Origin of the sequence: Streptomyces erythrochromogenes (genome assembly GCF_040684695.1) — a bacterium.
GTDB lineage: Bacteria > Actinomycetota > Actinomycetes > Streptomycetales > Streptomycetaceae > Streptomyces > Streptomyces erythrochromogenes_C.
Genome location: NZ_JBFBGM010000010.1, coordinates 185167 through 203926 on the forward strand (window position 1 = coordinate 185167; position 18760 = coordinate 203926).

The 18760-nt window shown below is 72.4% G+C and carries 14 protein-coding genes; 2 read left to right on the top strand and 12 right to left on the bottom strand.

Features of this window, described 5'->3' with window-relative positions:
- Positions 1-28: 28 nt before the first annotated feature.
- From argF to AB0O53_RS17780, 5 genes are all read right to left on the bottom strand, one after another.
- A complete protein-coding gene (gene argF, locus AB0O53_RS17760) occupies positions 29-1057 on the bottom strand; it encodes an ornithine carbamoyltransferase (protein ID WP_365196544.1) in 1029 nt (342 codons plus the stop codon).
- A 114-nt stretch (positions 1058-1171) separates the two neighbouring features.
- Positions 1172-2398: an arginine deiminase gene (locus AB0O53_RS17765; protein WP_350994052.1), complete on the bottom strand. Its 1227-nt coding sequence runs from the start codon at positions 2396-2398 to the stop codon at positions 1172-1174.
- Positions 2399-2444: 46 nt separating this feature from the next.
- Positions 2445-2957, bottom strand: coding sequence for a hypothetical protein (locus AB0O53_RS17770; protein ID WP_350994053.1), 513 nt, complete (start codon positions 2955-2957; stop codon positions 2445-2447).
- 209 nt (positions 2958-3166) lie between these two features.
- The gene (locus tag AB0O53_RS17775) at positions 3167-5722 is read right to left on the bottom strand and encodes a polynucleotide kinase-phosphatase (RefSeq protein ID WP_350994055.1); all 2556 of its coding nucleotides are present in this window, start codon (positions 5720-5722) and stop codon (positions 3167-3169) included.
- Positions 5719-7242, bottom strand: coding sequence for a 3' terminal RNA ribose 2'-O-methyltransferase Hen1 (locus AB0O53_RS17780; protein ID WP_365196549.1), 1524 nt, complete (start codon positions 7240-7242; stop codon positions 5719-5721). The genes AB0O53_RS17775 and AB0O53_RS17780 overlap by 4 nt, the downstream gene beginning before the upstream one ends.
- Before the next feature lie 122 nt (positions 7243-7364).
- Between AB0O53_RS17780 and AB0O53_RS38355 the strand changes: the two genes are divergently transcribed.
- Positions 7365-8171 (top strand): excalibur calcium-binding domain-containing protein, encoded by an 807-nt coding sequence (locus AB0O53_RS38355; RefSeq protein WP_403140596.1) that lies wholly within the window; start codon positions 7365-7367, stop codon positions 8169-8171.
- 163 nt (positions 8172-8334) lie between these two features.
- On the opposite strand, the gene AB0O53_RS17790 is transcribed toward AB0O53_RS38355, so the two are convergent.
- The 6 genes from AB0O53_RS17790 to AB0O53_RS17815 form a co-directional block, all read right to left on the bottom strand.
- Positions 8335-8601, bottom strand: a complete 267-nt coding sequence (locus tag AB0O53_RS17790; RefSeq protein WP_365196552.1) for a hypothetical protein — start codon at positions 8599-8601, stop codon at positions 8335-8337.
- A 160-nt stretch (positions 8602-8761) separates the two neighbouring features.
- Positions 8762-10594 (bottom strand): ADP-ribosyltransferase, encoded by a 1833-nt coding sequence (locus AB0O53_RS17795; protein ID WP_365196554.1) that lies wholly within the window; start codon positions 10592-10594, stop codon positions 8762-8764.
- Positions 10591-13620 (bottom strand): ATP-binding protein, encoded by a 3030-nt coding sequence (locus AB0O53_RS17800; protein ID WP_365196556.1) that lies wholly within the window; start codon positions 13618-13620, stop codon positions 10591-10593. Before AB0O53_RS17800 ends, AB0O53_RS17795 begins: the two co-directional genes overlap by 4 nt.
- Positions 13617-15587, bottom strand: a complete 1971-nt coding sequence (locus AB0O53_RS17805) for a hypothetical protein (RefSeq protein ID WP_365196559.1) — start codon at positions 15585-15587, stop codon at positions 13617-13619. The genes AB0O53_RS17800 and AB0O53_RS17805 overlap by 4 nt, the downstream gene beginning before the upstream one ends.
- 121 nt (positions 15588-15708) lie before the next feature.
- Entirely contained in the window at positions 15709-16632 is a 924-nt protein-coding gene (mmuM, locus tag AB0O53_RS17810; RefSeq protein ID WP_365196561.1) for a homocysteine S-methyltransferase, read from the bottom strand.
- A gap of 2 nt (positions 16633-16634) precedes the next feature.
- Entirely contained in the window at positions 16635-17576 is a 942-nt protein-coding gene (locus AB0O53_RS17815) for an LLM class F420-dependent oxidoreductase (protein ID WP_350994076.1), read from the bottom strand.
- A 202-nt stretch (positions 17577-17778) separates the two neighbouring features.
- Here AB0O53_RS17815 and AB0O53_RS17820 point away from each other — a divergent pair, with 202 nt between their 5' ends.
- The gene (locus tag AB0O53_RS17820; protein ID WP_365196612.1) at positions 17779-18033 is read left to right on the top strand and encodes a nucleotide exchange factor GrpE; all 255 of its coding nucleotides are present in this window, start codon (positions 17779-17781) and stop codon (positions 18031-18033) included.
- 146 nt (positions 18034-18179) lie between these two features.
- Here AB0O53_RS17820 and AB0O53_RS17825 read toward each other — a convergent pair whose 3' ends face one another.
- Entirely contained in the window at positions 18180-18665 is a 486-nt protein-coding gene (locus AB0O53_RS17825) for a DUF6099 family protein (protein ID WP_350994078.1), read from the bottom strand.
- Between the last annotated feature and the right edge of the window lie 95 nt (positions 18666-18760).

Consider the following 18760-nt stretch of genomic DNA (forward strand, 5'->3'; position numbering starts at 1 on the left):
CCCCCGTGCGGTCGCGTATGACTATGCGTCACTCGGGCCGTACGTCACCCGGGCCGGGACGGCCGAGCGTGGCGACCAGTACGGCCTTGATGGTGTGCAGCCGGTTCTCGGCCTCGTCGAAGACCACCGAGTGCTCCGACTCGAACACCTCGTCCGTCACCTCCAGCGAGTCGAGCCCGTGCCGCTCGTGGATCTCCCGGGCCACCTTGGTGCCCAGGTCGTGGAAGGCCGGCAGGCAGTGCATGAACTTCACGTCCGGGTTCCCGGTGGCCCGCAGCACGTCCATGGTGACGGCGTAGGGCGACAGCGCCGCGATCCGCTCGTCCCAGACCTCCTTGGGCTCCCCCATGGACACCCAGACGTCGGTGACCACGAAGTCCACCTGGGCGACCCCCTCGGCGACCTCCTCGGTCAGGGTGATCCGCGCGCCGCTCTCCGCCGCGAGCCGGCGCGCCTCGGCCACCACGTGCTCGGCGGGCCAGTAGCTCCTGGGCGCGACGATCCGTACGTCCATGCCCAGCAGGGCGCCGGTCACGAGGTAGGAGTTGCCCATGTTGAAGCGGGCGTCGCCGAGGTAGGCGAAGGCGATCCGGTGCAGCGGCTCGGTGCTGTGCTCCGTCATCGTGAGGACGTCGGCCAGCATCTGGGTGGGGTGCCAGTCGTCGGTCAGGCCGTTGAAGACCGGCACGCCCGAGTGCGCGGCGAGCTCCTCGACGGCCTCCTGGCTGTCGCCCCGGTACTCGATCCCGTCGAACATCCGGCCCAGCACCCGGGCGGTGTCCCGGACCGACTCCTTGTGCCCCATCTGGGAGCCGGCCGGGTCGAGGTAGACGGTGTGGGCACCCTGATCGGCGGCGGCGACCTCGAAGGCGCAGCGGGTGCGCGTGGAGGTCTTCTCGAAGATCAGCGCGATGTTCCTGCCCCGGAGCAGACGCTGCTCGACCCCGGCCTTCTTGGCCGCCTTCAGGTCGGCGGCGAGCTCGACCAGGCCGCGGAACTCGGCGGCCGTGAAGTCCAGCTCCTTGAGAAAACTGCGGCCTTTGAGGGCGGGGGCCATGGGGTCGCTCCAGCGTCACGGTGACAGGGGATGCTGGAAGTCTATACGACGCTCTGTATTGATATACAGGACGGCGGTGTGACCTTTTCCCGGGTCGACCCGGGACCTGCCTGCTCAGACGGCGTCGCGCTGCACGGGGCAGCTCATGCAGCGCGGCCCGCCGCGGCCGCGCCCCAGCTCGCTGCCCGGGATCTCGATCACCTCGATGCCCTGCTTGCGCAGGTGGGTGTTGGTGGTCACGTTCCGCTCGTAGGCGACGACCACCCCCGGCTCGACGGCGAGCACGTTGCACCCGTCGTCCCACTGCTCGCGCTGCGCCGAGTGCACGTCCTGGGTGGCGGTCAGCACCCGGATCGAGTCGAGCGAGAGGGCCGCGGCGATGGCCCGGTGCATGTGCTCCGCGGGGTGGTCGGTCACCTTGAGCTCGCTGCCGCCGTCGCCCGGCTCGATCGTGTACGAGGGGAGCATGCCGAGCCCCGCGTACTGAGTGAACGTATCTCCGTCGACCATCGTCATCACCGTGTCCAGGTGCATGAAGGCCCGGTGCTTCGGCATGTCGAGGGCCACGATGGACGTCGCCGAACCGGCGGCGAACAGGCCCCGCGCCAGCATCTCCACCGCCTGCGGCGTGGTCCGCTCGCTCATCCCGATCAGCACCGCGCCGTTGCCGATGACCAGGACGTCGCCGCCCTCGATCGTCGAGGGATAGTCCGCCTGCCCCTGCGACCAGTAGTGGAAGGCGCCGGAGCCGGTGAAGAGCGGGTGGTGGCGGTAGATCGCCTCGAAGTGGACGGTCTCGCGCCGCCGGGCGGGCCAGCGCATCGCGTTGATCGACACCCCGTCGTAGATCCAGGCGGAGGTGTCGCGGGTGAAGAGGTGGTTGGGCAGCGGCCCCAGCAGGAAGTCGTCCAGGTCCAGGGCGTGGAAGCGCACGGACACCGGCTCGGTGTGGCGCTCCAGGAACTCCCGCTTGGTCATCCCGCCGACCAGCGCCTGCGCCAGCTCCGCCGAGGCCAGCCCGTCGAAGGCCGACCGCAGGTGGTCGGTGGCGAGGGGGCCGTACTCCTTCTCGTCGAACACCCGGTCCAGCACCAGGCGCCTGGCCTCGGGGATCCCCAGGGCCTCGCACAGCAGGTCCCCGAAGAGGTGGACCTCCACGCCCCGGTCCCGCAGCACGTCCGCGAAGCCGTCGTGCTCCTGGCGGGCCCTGCGCACCCACAGCACGTCGTCGAAGAGGAGCGCGTCCTTGTTGCTCGGTGTGAGCCGCTTCAGCTCCAGGTCGGGCCGGTGGAGGATGACGCGGCGGAGCCGCCCGGTCTCGGAGTCGACATGGAATCCCATGCCGTACACGTTCGCAGACCGGGCGGCCTTTTGAGGCGGCGTCGGCTCAGCGGGGCAGGGCGACACCGAGAAGTGCTTCCGGCGCCCCCGTGATCTCCGGCGTGAGGATCCCCAGCTTGGGCGCGGTCAGGTTCGGCAGACCGGAGTTGGAACCGTCCGGCATCGTGAGCGGGGAGCCGAGGACCGCGCCCGGGGTGCGGGTGCGCACGGTGGTGGCGGGCGACTCCAGGGAGCCCTCGCCGTCCGTCTCCGGCCGGCCGGCCAGGTTCGGCAGCGGGGAGGTGACCAGGGTCTCGCCGAGCTCGGTGGCGATCGGGACCGCCGGGAGCAGCGGCGTGGGAAGCATGTCCCCCTTGTGCATGCGGGGGGCCTCGGGCGCTCCGACGACCGGCAGCGGCACCGCGGTGGCGATCCGCGGCACGTCCAGGCCCGTCGTGGTCTCCACACCTTCGAGCGGCACACCCACCGGCACCCCGTCGGCCACGGCCGGGGTGGCCACGCCGGCCGCGGCGATACAGGTCAGGAGCGCCGCAATGCTTCCGCGCGCGGTCATCTTCATAGGTGGTGTTCCGTCCTTCCGGGGTCACGGTCGTTCCGCTGCTCTGGATGAACGATCCCGCCGGTGGTTTTCCCGGAGTTCTCCGCGAAAGTTCCCCCATACGACCTAATTCGAGGCCGTACGGGGGCTCCGCCTTTACGCCGCGGCTGCAGTCGTGGCCGTCGTCGTGGCCGTCGTCGTGGCCATTGCCGCGGCTGTCACCGCAGCCGTCACAGCCGCGGGTCGACCGGCTCCGACTCCAGCGCGAGGACCGCGAAGACCGGCTCGTGGACCCGCCACAGCGGTTCGTCGGCCGCCAGCCGGTCCAGCGCCTCCAGTCCGAGCGCGTACTCCCGCAGGGCGAGCGAGCGCTTGTGCCCGAGGAACCTCTCGCGCAGGCGCTCCAGCTGCTCCGGACGCGTGTACTCCGGCCCGTAGATGATCCGCAGGTACTCCCGCCCGCGCACCTTCACCCCGGGCTGGACCAGCCGCCCCTTGCCGTCCCGGGCGTAGGCCCGGAGCGGCTTGACGACCATGCCCTCGCCGCCGGCCGCCGTCAGCTCCAGCCACCAGTCGGTGCCGGCCCGTACGGAGTCCTCGTCCCCGGTGTCCACCAGGATCCGGCCGGTGCGGCGCAGCAGTCCGCTGCCGCCCGCGGTGCCCGGGTCGTCGGCGTCGACCAGCCGGTCCAGCCAGGCCAGCTGCTCGTCGTGGGGCACGGCGGCCAGCGACCGCCCGGCCGCGGCCAGCAGCTGGAACGGCGCGAACCGTACGCCCTCCAGCCCGTCGGTGCTCCAGCAGTAGCGGCGGTAGGCGTCGGTGAAGGCCGCCGCGTCGACGGCCCGGCCGCGCTGGCGCTCCAGCAGGGCGCCGGTGTCGACGCCGCGGGCGGTCGCCGCCTCCAGGGCGGCGACGGCGTCCGGGAAGACGGCGCGGGATGCGGCGCCCACGGCGGCGTACTGGTTGCGCAGCAGGCCGCCCGACTTCAGCGACCAGGGCAGGAGTTCCCCGTCGAGCAGCAGCCAGTCGGTGCCCAGCTCCTCCCACAGCCCGGCGCCGGTGACCGCCGCCCGCAGCCGCGCCAGGACCTCCTCCGTGACCTGGGAGTCGCGGAAGAAGGGCCGTCCGGTGCGCGTGTACACGGAACCGGTCGGACCGTCCACGCCGAACCGCTCGCGGGCGGCGTCGGCGTCCTTGCAGACCAGGACGGTGGCGCGGGAGCCCATGTGCTTCTCCTCGCACACCACCCGGTCGATGCCGTCCTTGCGGTACTGGGCGAAGGCCTCGGCCGGGTGCTCCAGGTAGCCGTCCTCGCGGGAGGTCGCGGTCGGCGCCATGGTGGGCGGCAGGTACGGGACCAGCCGCGGGTCCACGGCGAAGCGGCTCATGACCTCCAGGGCCGCGGCCGCGTTCTCCTCCCGGACGCCCACGTTGCCCAGGTGCCGGGTCTCGACGACGCGGCGCCCGTGGACGTCGGCCAGGTCGATCGGCCGGCCGTCACTGCCGCCCGGCACCTCGGTGACGAGCGGCTTGACCGGCTCGTACCAGACCTTCTCGGCCGGTACGTCGACCAGTTCGCGCTCGGGCCAGCGCAGGGCGGTCATGCGGCCGCCGAAGACGGCTCCGGTGTCGAGGCAGATGGTGTTGTTGATCCAGGCGGTGTTCGGGACGGGTGTGTGGCCGTAGACGACGACGGCCTTGCCCCGGTAGTCCTCGGCCCACGGGTAGCGCACGGGCAGGCCGAACTCGTCCGTCTCGCCGGTGGTCTCCCCGTAGAGGGCGTGCGAGCGGACCCGGCCCGAGGTGCGGCCGTGGTACTTCTCGGGCAGGCCGGCGTGGCAGACTACCAGCTTGCCGCCGTCGAGGATGTAGTGGCTGACGAGGCCGCGGATGAACTCCCGCACCTCCTCGACGAATTCCGGCGGCTCGTGGGAGAGCTGCTCGATCGTCTCGGCGAGGCCGTGGGTCTGCTGGACCTTGGAGCCCTTGAGGTAACGGCCGAGCTTGTTCTCGTGGTTCCCGGGCACGCACAGGGCGTTGCCGGACCTGACCATGCCCATCACGCGGCGCAGGACGCCCGGGCTGTCGGGGCCGCGGTCGACGAGGTCGCCGACGAAGACGGCCGTGCGGCCCTCGGGGTGGACGCCGTCCTCGTAGCCGAGCCTGCCGAGCAGGGTCTCCAGCTCGGAGGAACAGCCGTGGATGTCACCGACGATGTCGAAGGGGCCGGTGAGGTGGGTGAGGTCGTTGAACCGCTTCTCCAGGACGACCTCGGCGGCCTCGGCCTCCTCCACGGAGCGCAGCACGTGCACCTTGCGGAAGCCCTCGCGTTCCAGGCCGCGCAGGGAGCGGCGCAGGTCGCGGCGGTGCCGCTGGATGACGGCGCGGGGCAGGCCGGCCCGGTCGGGGCGGGCGGCATTGCGCTCGGCGCAGACCTGTTCGGGCATGTCCAGGACGATGGCGATGGGCAGCACGTCGTGTTCGCGGGCGAGCGCGACCAGTTGCCGGCGGGCGTCGGCCTGGACGCTGGTCGCGTCGACGACGGTCAGCCGGCCGGCGGCGAGGCGCTTGCCGGCGATGTAGTGCAGGACGTCGAAGGCGTCCCGGCTCGCGCTCTGGTCGTTCTCGTCGTCGCAGACCAGGCCACGGCAGTAGTCGGAGGAGATGACCTCGGTGGGCTTGAAGTGCTTGCGGGCGAAGGTGGACTTGCCCGATCCGGTGGCCCCGATCAGGACGACGAGGGACAGGTCGGTGACGGGAAGTGTGCGCTTGGTCTCGGTGGTCATGCTGCCTCGCCCTCCTTCGGGGAGTCGGTGGTGGTGGAGCCGGCGGTGGTGGTGGCGGCAGCGGTGGAGGTGTCGCCAGCGGCGTTCCGGGTGAAGACGGCCATCTGCGTCGGAGGCCCGACCTCGGGGTCGTCGTCGCCCACGGGGACGTACGCGACCGTGTAGCCGAAGCGCTCCGCGACCCGGCCGGCCCAGTCGCGGAACTCCTCGCGGGTCCACTCGAAGCGGTGGTCGCCGTGCCGGACGTGTCCGGCCGGCAGGGTCTCCCAGCGGACGTTGTACTCGACGTTCGGGGTGGTGACGAGGACCGTGCCGGGACGGGCCGAGCCGAACACCGCGTACTCCAGCGCGGGCAGCCGGTCCAGGTCGAGGTGCTCGATGACCTCGCTCAGCACGGCCGCGTCGTAGCCGGCCAGCCGCTTGTCGGTGTAGGCGAGCGAGCCCTGCAGCAGCGTGACGCGCGAGCGCTGCCGCTCGCCCATCCGCTCCAGCCGCAACCGCCGGGCGGCGATGGTCAGGGCGCGCACGGAGACGTCCATGCCGACGATCTCGGTGTACGCGGGGTCCCCCAGCAGCGCCTGCACCAACTGGCCCTGGCCGCAGCCGAGGTCCAGCACCCGCTGGGCCCCGGCGGCGCGCAGGGCGGTGAGCACGGCCTCGCGCCGGCGCACGGCGAGCGGTACGGGCCGCTCCTGCGTGTCGCGCGTCTCGTCCACGGCGTTGTCGATCTCCTCGACCTCGCTGCCGTCGGACTCGGCGAGACGGACCAGTTCCAGGCGCTCGACGGCGGTCTGCGTCAGCCGCTTGTGGCGGGCCAGGTAGCGGGAGCTGATGAGCGCGTTCTCGGGGTGCGCGGCGAGCCAGCCGTCTCCGGCGCGCAGCAGCTTGTCGACCTCGTCGGCGGCGATCCAGTAGTGCTTGGCGTCGTCGAGGACCGGCAGGAGCACGTACAGCTGGCGCAGGGCGTCGGCGAGGCGCAGCTCGCCCTCCAGTACGAGGCGCACGTAGCGGGAGTCCCCCCACTCGGGGAACTGCTCGTCGAGCGGTACGGCCTCGGCCTGTACGAGGTCCCAGCCGAGCGGGTCGAACAGCCGGTGCACCATCGCGGCGCCGCCGCGCGCGGGGAGCACGGGGATCTCGACGCGCAGCGGGCGCGTCCGATCCGGGAGTTCCGGGCGCAGGACGCACTGGCCCTTGAGAGCGGTGCGGAACACCCCGCTGAGCGCGACGGCGAGCAGCGAGGAGGCCGCGTACGGGCGGTCGTTGACGTACTGCGCGAGCGCGGCGTCGGGCGCCCCGCCCCGGCCCTTGCCCTTCCCCCGGCGGACGAGCGCGACGGGGTCCACCTCCAGCAGCAGGGCCGCCGTGCACCGCTGGGCCGTGGCCTCGGGGTAGAACACGTGGGCGGTGCCGTGGGACTGGTTCTCCACGCGGACCCGGTCCGGGTGCTTGTGCAGGAGAAAGCCCAGGTCAGTCGCCGGATTCTCGGCGGTCCCGGTGGTGGTGATCGTAAGGAACATGCGCTTCAGCATGACGGTCGGATCATCCTCGGGCCAACGGATTTCCAGCGAAAACAAGTACGATCTTCAACCTTCTGGATAGGCTCGCGCGCCCCGCACCGAGTTCAGCCTCCAGGAGCGCCATGTACCCTCCCCCGCACGCCTACGCCCCGGCGCCGATGCCCGCGCCCAAGCCGCCACGGCGCTGGTGGCAGCACCCCGCCCTGATCATCACGGCGCTCGTCCTCCTCCCGCCCGCGGGGATCGCGCTCGCTTGGACGAGCCAGTGGGAACGGACGCAGAAGGTCCTCGCCACCGTGCTGTCCGGCGTCTGGTTCCTGATACCGCTGTTGTCCGACTCGCCGGAGGAGACCGGGCCCGAGGGCAAGGCGCAGACCGCGGCGGCCTCCGCCGCCCCCGCCCCGAGCAACAGCCCGACGCCGACGCCCACCCCGACACCGACACCGAGCGCCGCACCGCAGATGCCGTCGGCCGTCGGCTGGCCCTACGCACAGGCGGAGAAGACGGTGGAGGAACTGATCGACGGCGAACTCAAGGCGCTGAGCGCCTACGCCGACGTCACCCTGCCCGCCGACCACGGGACCTGGCTCGTCTGCTTCCAGGACGTCGCCGCCGGCAGTGGACTCCCGCCGCAGAGCGCCGCTCCGGTCGTGCACCTGGTGGCTCCGGGCACCGGCTGCCCCGCGACGCCCGGCACGAACCTTCGTCCTGCGCCGGCCGCCCCGGCACCCGCCCCCACGACGGCGGCTCCCCCGGCAGCCCCGACGCCCGAGGACGAGACGGACGGGAGCGGGGGTGGCGGCGGGAACGTCTCGTACCGGAACTGTGCCGCGGTGAGGGCGGCGGGCGCGGCCCCCATCCGCCGCGGCGACCCCGGCTACGGCCGGCACCTCGACCGGGACGGCGACGGCGTCGCCTGCGAGCGCTAGCGCGGCCACAGCACCAGGCGTCGGCGGGTCAGCGGGGGCGGGAGGAGACCCGGGGCATGGCGACGATGGCCGGGTTGCAGTCCCCGAAGGCCACGCGCCGTCCCCCGGCTGCCGACTCGACCAGCACGATCCCGGTCGGGGGCGGCCCGGAGCCGAGCCCCGCCTACTCCGCCTGCAGGGTTGCGCCCCTGAGTTCAAGATCTTCGAGCGTGGCAGCCTCTTCCTGGGCCGCCGAAACGCTGCCTGCCTTGGGATGAGCCGTCCTGCCTACCCAACTACGGAGGGCCTGAAGCGGAGTCAAACCTTCGGATTTCGCCTGCCGCAGCAGAAGGGACCAGGCAACGGACGTGTTGTAGGCGTCGTCTCCGGCGGATTGCAACACGACGAACCCCGCGGCATCGTCCGCCGTCGCAGCCCACAGGAATCCCATGGTTTCACCTCCTCGAAGGACGGCGGCGTACAGGACGGAGGATCGTGTGCGATGGGGGAACGATTCCGGAGCGGACACGGTACGGAATTCGGGATCCCCTGAGAGCGGACCGGACAATGCAGCGCACCTCTTTCTCGAACTTCACATCACTTGCGAAACCCTAGGGAAGGACCCTTCCATAGACGTGCCAACGCCCTCCCATGCGATCCACGTCGGTCACTTCATAGCGCAGACCACGGTCCAGCAGCAGTTCCCTTTCCCCGGGATTCAGGGTCAGGCCCTCCATGTACATGGCTCGGGTCCCCGGCGGAACATCAAGGTGAAGGACCACTTCCTTCCCAGGATCGAACGTGGGATCCGGTCCGAGAGCCGTCGACAGGTATCCGGGGTCACTCTGTACGGAACCCGGGAGGTCACCGACCGGCCGGTCGAAGGCATTGACGCCCGTCTCCCGCACGACCATCAGCCGGTCGGGGGTCCTCTGCCGGTCGAGTGCGTCATCCATCCCCCTGATGTGGTCGTCCACCTCGCTGGTCCGCGGCACGTGTCCGCGGAGGCCACCGTTGATGTCCTTGTAGTCGGGCGGACTGCTGAAGCCCGGCGGATTCTCGTTGGAATAGTTCTCCAGGGCTCCGCGCTGCTCCGGGGTCAGATTCCTCAGCGCGTCCCCCCAGACACTGCGGCCGTAGGCGTCCGCCTCGGCGTTGGTACCGAACTCCCTCAAGGGACCGGCCGGAACGCCTGACGTCGCGTCTGCTCCCGCCTCCGCCTCCTGAGGTTCGCCATCGTTCGGCGGCTCGCCGACGTCCGCTGTTCCCTCCTGCACCTCGCCTCCGGCAAGTGGTGCAGTGTCCGAGGGCAGGTCACCTTCGAAGCCTCGGGTCAGTTGCCCGGCATGCGCGTCGAAGGACGCGCCCGCGGCGACTTCGTCCACGGCATTCACGGCCTGCCCGGCGAGGGCTGCCGCGGTCTCGGCCACGGCCACACCCACTTCGGCCGCCCCTTGGGCCGCCGCCACCATCACGTCGCCGATCTCATCAGCAGGCTGCCGGGCCGCCTGTTCGTTCTCGGCCGGTGACCAGCTGTCCGTGTCCCCCTCGTCTTCCTGGTGATCGCGCTGATCCGCCATCGAGCCCGGTTCCGATGCTCCTGCGTCCGACCGCTGGGAGTCGGTCTGGCCAGGACTCGGCTCCTCCTCCTGCGCCGCATCGGTCGCTGCGCCCTCCGAAACATCCTGCTCCGCGTCTCCGGGCTGCTGCCCGTCCGCCGCTTCGGCCCCCGCCTCGTCAGCGTCAACCGGGGCGGTGACCTCCTGGGCTCCGCGTTCCTGTACGGGCTCTTCTTCGGGCCGCGGCGCCCGCTCCGCTGCTGCGTCGTCAACGGATTCCGGCTCAAACTCAGGTTCCGGCTCCGGTTCCGGTTCGGGCTCGGGTTCGGGTTCGGGTTCGGGCTCGGGCTCGGGTTCGGGTTCGGGTTCGGGTTCGGGTTCGGGTTCGGGTTCCGGCTCGGGTTCCGGCTCCGACTCGGGTTCCGGCTCCGGCTCGGGTTCTGACTCCGGCTCGGGTTCTGACTCCGGTTGTTGCTGGTCCGTGGCGGCTTCCACCTCTTCGGGCTGAGGCGGTTCGGCCGGGTCCGGTCCTGCAGCGCGCTGCTCCGGTAAGCCGTCGTCACCGGATGCGTTCTCGCCCGCTTCCCCCAAAGGCTGGTCGGCGGCACCGCGATCGTCGTCCAACGGCGGCTCGTCTTCACACCCGTTGGTGTCCGCGTCCGGGCCGGTCGTCACCTCGGACGTCGGGCCGTCAACCCCCTGATCGTCGTCCAACGGCTGCTCGTCCTCGAACCGGTCGCCGTCCGCGCCCGGGTCGGCCGTCCCTTCGGCCTCGGTGCCCGCTTCCCGGGACTCCCCCTCCTTGCTCACCCCCAGTTCTTCCTGCGGCGGAGGAGGAGGTGGCGGCGGGGGCGGGGCGTCGGTGGCGGCGTCGACCTCGCTCATGATCGGGTCTCCCTCCCCCTGACGCATTCCTGCGCCACCCGCACCGCTGTCTCCGCCACCACGGCGTCCAACCGCGGCCCCTCCGCACAGGCCTGTCCGAAGGCTCGTTTGACGTGTTCCTCCGTCGTGCCACCCGTCACAGCGGCCACCGCATCCCTCAGCCCGCTGCGCTCCACGTCGCCGACCCGGCCGTGAACCCTGTCCGCCCCGTAGCCCGGCCGGGCACGGACCTGGAGGCGGTGCTCCACCCCCGATGAGCCGGTCAGGATCAGGCCGCGGGCCACCCAGCGGTCCGCCCGCTCCGGGTAGTCGTGAGGCCCTTCCGGGTCGTCCCTGACAGCTCGGCGGATGATGTCCAGGACGTCCCTGAAGCGGTAGTTGGCGTACGCGTAACGGCGCAGATCCTCAGCCGCCGGTTCCGTGCCGAGCAGGGCCGCGGAAAGGACGGCGTAGAGGCGTTCCGCGAAGTCCGCCGGGTCGACCTCGTCGCGCATCAAGGGCTCACGGGCGGCGACCGCCCGTTCGACCGCGTACACGAGGGTGCATTCGAGGTCACGTTCCGGGAGCGCGTTCAGCGAGGCCCGGACGCTGTCGGCCGGACCGGGAGCACTTTTGCCCATCGCCTGGGCGGAGGCGGCCGCTTCCACCCAGATGAGGTGGAGCGGTTCCAGGGAGCGGTGGTGGGAGTCGTTCATCGTGCGCAGGGTGCACGGCCTGCGGTGGCACGCCGCGCCGCAGAGGGGGCTACGGCTGCCCAGCAGCGGTGGCTGCGCGGACGCCTCCTTCGTGCTCTCGTCGTGTTCGCCGTGCGGGACGGCCGTGAGGACCGGCCGGTCCATGCCGTCGGAGGAGACGGCGGCGCGCCCGGGCGGCAGGGCGACGACGTTCTCGCTCTGGTCCTGCTGGAGGTTCATCGTGGCGCCGACCGCCCGGCGGTCGTCCTCGGCCGGGAGCCGGTGCATGATCTTCAGCGCGCTGTTCTTGATGACGTCCGGGAGGATCTTGCTGGGGATCTGCTCGACGATGACGACGCCTTCGCCGTACGCGCGGATCTCCGCGAGGAGCGAGGCGAAGAGTTCGACGGCTGCCGCCGCCGGGCCGTCCTCCACGTTCTTCAGGAGTCGGTGTGCCTCCTCCACCACCAGCACGTGGCGCAGCGGTACCCCGCCCGCGCCGTGATGGACGCGCAGGTGTTCGACGAGGCGGATGAGGACGGCGCCGATGAGGAAGGCCTTGTCCTGGTCGTTCGTGATCGTTTCCAGTTCGAGGACGACGTTGCCGGAGAGCAGGCCCGCGATGTCCAGCGGGTGGCCGCCCTCGAAGAAGCGGCCCGGCGTGCCTTCCCGCAGTGAGCCCATGCGGACGTCGACGAAGCCCCGTACGTCGGCGGTGACCTCCTTGCCGTAGCCGATCATCTCGACGACCTGGCGGGCCGTCGCCTGGAGCGCCCCGAGGGTGGGGTAGACCGCCGAGCGGGGTTCGTCGGGCTCGTCCAGGACGAACTTCGGTTTGTGGGCCGGGCGGGGCTCGCCGGTGACCAGGTCCCATCCGGCGTCGGTGTAGCACTGGGACAGGGCCCGGGCGAGCACCTGCGGGAAGGGTTCGTGCCCTTCGAAGGCCGCCAGGAACAGGGCCCGTACGAGGTCGACGTGGCTCTGCAGCGGGAAGCCCGGCTCCGGTTCCAGTGGGTTGAGGGACGCCGGCGGTACGTCCACGTCCCCCGGCCGGATGACGGTGACCCGGCGCGCGGTCTCGGGTCCGTCCGCCGCGGCGAGGCGGCCGGCCATGCGTGCGTACTCGGCCTTGGCGGGCTCGATGGCTAGCCACGGGACGGGCCGCTCGTGCGTGGACAGGGCGGTGAGCAGGCTGCGTACGGTCTGGGACTTGCCGGAGCCGGTGGCGCCGCAGACGAAGGCGTGCCGGTTGAGGGTGGAGCGCGAGACGTGCAGCCGGTCCGCGGCCGTGAGGGACTCGTCGAGGATGTCGCCGATGAGGAAGCCGTCGGAGCCCGAGCCGGTGTCGTCGGCCGTGACGTCGAAGCGGTTGGGGGCCACCGTGCGGATGCCGGGCAGTTCCCGCGCCGGGGGGCGGGCGAGCGCGGCGACGAGTTCGGCGGGGGCGAGGAAGGGCGATGCGCCCGGTGATCCGGGGCCCTGCGGGCGGGCGGCCGTCAGTGCCTCGGCGAGCGGTACGGGCCGCCGCGCCGGTACGAGGACGTACGGCAGGTCGTCGAGGTCGCCCGAGCCGCACAGGAGCGCCGCCGAGGCGAGCGCCGACTCGGGCCGGCGGCCGCCGACCAGGACGCGTACGTTCCACACGCCGGTGGCGAGCGCCCGTGTCAGTTCGCGGTAGCGGGCCTCGGCCCGTTCGGCGGCCACCCGGTCCGCCGCGGAGTTCTCCCGCTGGCGCAGCCTGGGGAGCTGCACGGACAGTGCGGCGCGCTCCTGTTCCAGTCGCTCGTACGGGACGGGCTCGGCCAGGACCAGCCAGGCGAAGGCGTCCGGCAGGTGGGCCACGGCGTCGTCGAACGACCCGCGGCGCTCCGACGGCAGGGCGCGCTCGTCGTCGCCCATGCGCAGCGCGTCGTGGGAGCCGAGGCAGGGCAGCCAGTACGGCATCGCCTCCAGCAGCGCCGCGGCTTCGCCGGACGGGACGTCCCGGGCGGTGGAGCCGGGCGGATAGCCGAGCGGGCGGTCTGGCGGATGGCCTGGCGCATGGCCTGGCGGGCGTTCCGCGGCCCCGTGCGGCTCGTTCCCGGCGGGCGGGAAGTAGGGGGCTCCGCCGACGAGGAAGTGCATAGGCCGGTGCCGGCCCGGACGTATCCAGGCCGCGGCGAGGCCGGTCGGACCGCCTCCCGCGTGATGGCCCAGGATCGCGTGGGAGGCGGTCACCGCCGCGGTGAGCTGCGCGGCCGTACGGTCCTCCGCGTGCGGCTCCTCGGGCCGTCGGGGGACGGTGAGCAGCCGGTGGAAACGGTGGGCGCGGAGCGTGGCGGGCCCGGCCGCGGCGCCGTCGGCCGGTGTCACGTCAGGCTCGGGCGCGGTCGGGTGGAGAGGCGGGGCAGGAGGGTGATGCCGGGGTTGCAGTCGCCGAACACGACCCGGCGGCCGTGCGGGCCCGCCTCGACGAGGAGGAGTCCGGTGGGGGGCAGGGCCTGGAGCTGGGTGGGTTCGACGGCGAATTCGTAGACCCTGCTGAGGTTCTCGCCGGTCGTGGTGGAGCGGGCGGTGGAGGTGTTGGTGGAGTCCTGCCAACTGCGGGAGAGGGAGGTGGTGGTGGACCGGGAGGTGCCCCAGTTGCTGCCGGAGTTGTAGTCGGAACCGCTCCAGCTGGAGGAGCCTCCGCGGTTGACCCCGTCGGTGTCGGAGACGCCGCGCTGGTAGCTGTAGCTGCTGCCGCGGCCCTCGGTGAGGGTTTCGCCGATCTGGCGGGTGAGCTGGTTGACGAGGAACTTGTGTTCCTGGCCGATGAACTGGGCCGCCGCCTTGGCCTCCTCGCCGTTGCCCATGCGCATGAAGATCGTGGCGCTGTCGGAGCCGCCGGCGACCTGGACGGCGGCCTCCCGCAGGTGTTCGAGGAGGAAGACCAGCCGGACTCCCGCGGTCCGGGCCTGGCGTGCCATGGTTTCGAGGGCCTCGCGGCCCAGGTGGTCGGCTCCCGCGACGACGAGCGTGCCGGAACCGGCGGCGACGGAGCGCCCCCGCAGGGTGTGGAGCAGGCGGAAGAAGACGAAGCGGTCGGTGAGGTCCTTGCGCCGGTGGACGCGGTCCTCGGTGGTGACGATGGTCAGGCTGCCGGGCTTCCACCAGGCGGACGCGGGGGTGTCGGGGGTGTCGGCCGCTTCCGCCTTCGCGAGCAGTTCCATCTGGGCGCGTACGTAGCGGAGCTCGTTCTGGACGCGTTCGCCCTGGCCGACGAGGTCGATGGCCCGGGTGATCGACTCGATCTCGGCGGGGCTGAGGGGGCCCGGCGACGACGGGTCGACGTCGTAGACGCGCAGCAGGACGCGCAGTCCGGCGGCGAGGCGGGCGAGGGTCACGGGGCCTTGGAGGAGGTCGGTGACGGTGTGGATCACGTCGACGTCGATGGTGCGGAGGTCGATGTCCGCGCCGGGCGGTCGCATGCTCGCGAGGGTTTCGGCGAACGTCTCCGCCAGTTCCTCGGAGGTGAACTCCTCGCGCAGGTCCATGCCGAGCAGGGCGCCGGGCATGGGGACGTGGGCGACGTTCACTTCGCGCCGGGCGGCGAGGCCGGCCAGTTCCAGGGCGACGGCCTGCTGGGTGAGGTCCAGGACGACGACCGGGCGGCCGCCACCGAGGACGGGCCCGCCGAGGGTGGCGAGGAGGCTCGCCCAGCCGTTGCCGGTGCCGCCGAAGACGTCGATCCGGCTGGGGCCGGAGGTGAGGGAGATCGGGTACCAGGTGTCGAGCGTCTCGTTGTGGCGCAGGTGCTCGGCGCGGTGGGCTTCGAGGCCGTACTGCCAGGCCTGCCAGCGTGCGTGGTAGTCACGCTGGGCGTGTTCCCGGGCGGATTGCAGGCGGCGCTGGGCGGCCCGCAGTCTGGACTTGGGGGAGGTCGCGATGATCAGGGCGATGACGAGGACCACGACGATGATCGCGGCCTCCGGACCCACCGCGAAGAACGCCGCGGCGCCGGCCATCAGGGTCATGCAGCCGAAGCCCCGGGTGCTGCGGCCGGTCATGGTCCGCTCCAGCGCCGCGCGGACCTCGGCGTCGGAGGGTTCGCTGTGGACCGGCGGGTTCTGGGCGTCGCGGTGCGCCGGAGGTTCGGGGGGTTGGACGAACTCCCAGCCCCAGCGTTCGTCCCCGTGGAAGACCCGCAGCGCCAGCTCGGCGGCGGCCCGCTCCTCGGGGTCCTGGGACTGTCCCGGCTTGCCGAGGGCGCCTTGGGCGGCCTGGTCGGCCTGGCCGCCGGGGCCGCTCGGATCGGCGTCCCGGCCTTCGATCTCGGATGTGTTTTCGGCAGCGCTCATCGCGACCCCCCGTTCAATGTCGGAGCATCGTGCCCGCCCTGATGGCACCTGTCAGCCCAACGACCGCAGACAAATCGCGTTGGCCGGAACTAGACCAAGAATGACCTGACTTGACGGTCCATCACATGATCGATTCGTCGGGACGGCCGGTCTCGCGGGCCAGGTCCGCGATCCGGTCGGGGCCGATGCGGCAGCAGCCGCCCAGTAGGCGGGCCCCGGTGCGGCGCCAGGCGGCCGTCGGCCAGGGGGGCACGGCCGCGGGGGTCCGCCAGGTGCCGGTGGACGCCTCCCAGACGGAGCCGTCGTTGGGGTAGGCCAGCAGGGGTTTGGCGGTGACGGCGGCCGCCGCCTCCAGGGCCGGGAGGACCTCCGCCGGGTCGCAGCAGTTGACGCCGAGAGCGATCACCTGCGGGGCCTGCGCGGCGAGCGCGAAGGCTTCGGGCAGGGGGTGCCCCGACCGGGTGCTGCCGGCGGCCACGGTGTAGGCGAGCCAGGCCGGTGCGCCCGTCTCCGCGAGGACGGTGAGCACGGCCTCGGCCTCGTCGGGGTCGGGGAGGGTCTCCACGGCCAGTACGTCGGGGCCCGCGGCGAGCAGGGCCTCGATGCGGGGGCGGTGGAAGGCGGCGAGCTCGCGCACGCTCAGGCCGTACCGGCCGCGGTACTCGGAGCCGTCCGCGAGCACCGCTCCGTACGGGCCGACGGAGGCGGCGACCCAGACGTCGTGGTCGGCGGCATCGGCCGCCCGGGCGGCGAGCGCGACGCTGCGGTGCAGCAGGGCGGTGGTCGCGTCGCGGTCGCGACCCTGGGCGGCGAAGGCCTCGTAGCCGACCTGGTAGCTGGCGGTGATCAGCACTTCGGCGCCGGCCTGCGCGTACGCCGTGTGGGCGGCCTCGACCTGGACCGGCCGCTCGTCGAGCACGCGGCCGGTCCACAGTCCCCCGGTCAGGTCGCAGCCCTGGGCGGCGAGCTGGTTGCTGAGCCCGCCGTCCAGGAGGACGGTCCGCCGGGCCAGGGCCTCGGCGAGCGGGCCGGTCGCACGCGGCATCGCTATCCCTTCCCCGGCCCCGGGCGGAGCTGAGAGAGCACCTGGGCGGAGATCAGCTCCAGGTGGTCCAGGTCGTCGAGGTCGAGCAGCTGGAGGTAGACGCGGGAGGAACCGGCGGCCCCATAGGCGCCGATCTTCTCCACGACCTCGGCCGGAGAGCCTGCCAGGCCGTTGGCCTTGAGCTCGGCCACGTCCCGGCCGATGGCGGCGGCCCGGCGGGCGACCTCGGCGTCGTCCTTGCCCACGCACACCACGAGGGCGTTGGAGTAGACGAGGTCGTCGGGCCTGCGGCCGGCCTGTTCGGCCGCCTCCCGGACCCGGCCGAACTGGCGCTCGCTGTCCGCGATCGACGCGAACGGCATGTTGAACTCGTCCGCGTAGCGCGCGGCGAGCCGCGGGGTGCGCCTGGCCCCGTGGCCGCCGACGAGGACCGGGATCCTGGTCTGGGCGGGCTTGGGGAGGGCGGGCGAGTTCTCCACGCGGTAGTGGTCGCCCGCATAGTCGAAGGTGGCGCCGGGCGCGGTGGCCCACAGCCCGGTGACGATGGCCAGCTGTTCCTCCAGCCGGGACATCCGGTCGGCCGGGAAGGGGATCCCGTAGGCCTTGTGCTCCTCCTCGAACCAGCCCGCGCCCAGGCCCAGCTCGATGCGGCCGCCGGACATCTGGTCGACCTGGGCCACCTGGATGGCGAGGACGCCGGGCAGCCGGAAGGTGCCTGCCGTCATCAGGGTGCCGAGGCGGATCCGCCGGGTCTCGCGGGCCAGGCCCGCCAGGGTGATCCAGGCGTCGGTGGGGCCGGGCAGGCCGTCGGCCGCCCCCATCCGCAGGTAGTGGTCGGAGCGGAAGAAGGCGTCGAAGCCCAGGTCCTCGGTGGCCTTGGCGACGCTCAGGAGGGTCTCGTAGCTCGCACCCTGCTGGGGCTCGGTGAAAATGCGAAGATCCATACCTTCCATCCTGCCCCTCCCGCGCCGCCGGGGTGAATCTTCGTCAACCGGACGTGTCGGGGCCCCGCGCCGCCAGTGACCGGCCCGGACGGAGATCGTTTGCCCGGGCGGAGCCGGACCGCCCGGCCCGCGCGCCGGCGGCTCCTCGCCGGTGCGTCCACCGCCCCCTTCCCTCGGAAGGGCCAGGGCCGAGGAGGCCGCCATGTCCCACGAGGCCGCGCCGGAGACCCCCCGACAGACCGGCTGGACCGGACGGGCAGCACACGACACGGCACAGCAGGAGTCCGCCGCGGTGCCCGCGCCGGGCGGCGGCGCGCCGAAGGGCCTGTTGCAGCAGATGGAGGAGCTGATGGCCGCGCTGAACGCCGACCTCTCCCGCCTCGACGCCGATCTGCAGTCCTCCGCGGACCGGGACCGCACCGCCGAGAACGGGCGCCCGTCCCACCGGTTCTCCTGACCGTGCGGGTCCCGTCGCGCACGGCGGGACCCCGGCCGGTGCGCCATGCTCGCCGCCCGTGCCGGCCGCCCGTACCTGGCTGGGCACCGCCCGTGCCGCCCTGCGGAGCCCCGTGCCGTGCGGCCTTGCGCCGGGCCGCGCCCGGGTCAGGCCACCCCCGAGGCGGAACCCCTCTCGCGCACCACCATGCGGCGCAGGATCGCCCGTACCCGGTCGCTCGACTCGTCAGCCGCGTCGATCGACTCTATGCACTGCCAGTACAGAGCCTCGTCGTCCGTGCCACAGGCCACCCCGACCAGGGCTATCCCCACTTCGCCCAGCAGCGCCTGGAGTCCGAGCAGCGCCTGACGGACATCCGCCACCACGCTCAGCTGTGCGGCTCGCGGCGGGTACTCGGGCGCGCTGCCCTCGCCGCGCAGGGCCGCCCGATCCAGTACCCCGCATCCTCTGCCTCCCGCTTCCCCCAGTCCCCGTGCCTCCGATCTCAGCTCCGGCGGCCCTGTGACCGCCAGCCAGCTCCCGATCCCCTGCGCGAGCGCCTGGGCCTGCCAGGCCTCGCCCACGATGTCCCACGCGGCCCCGCTCTGTGCCAGAGCGTGCCGGCCGGCCGCGATGAGCCGTACCGCATCCATATGCCGTCCCCCGTCCGCACGACACCCCGCCGTCCTCACCACTACCCAGAGTGAGGGCAACGGGCCAGTAAAGCCAGGGGTATTCGGAAAATGTG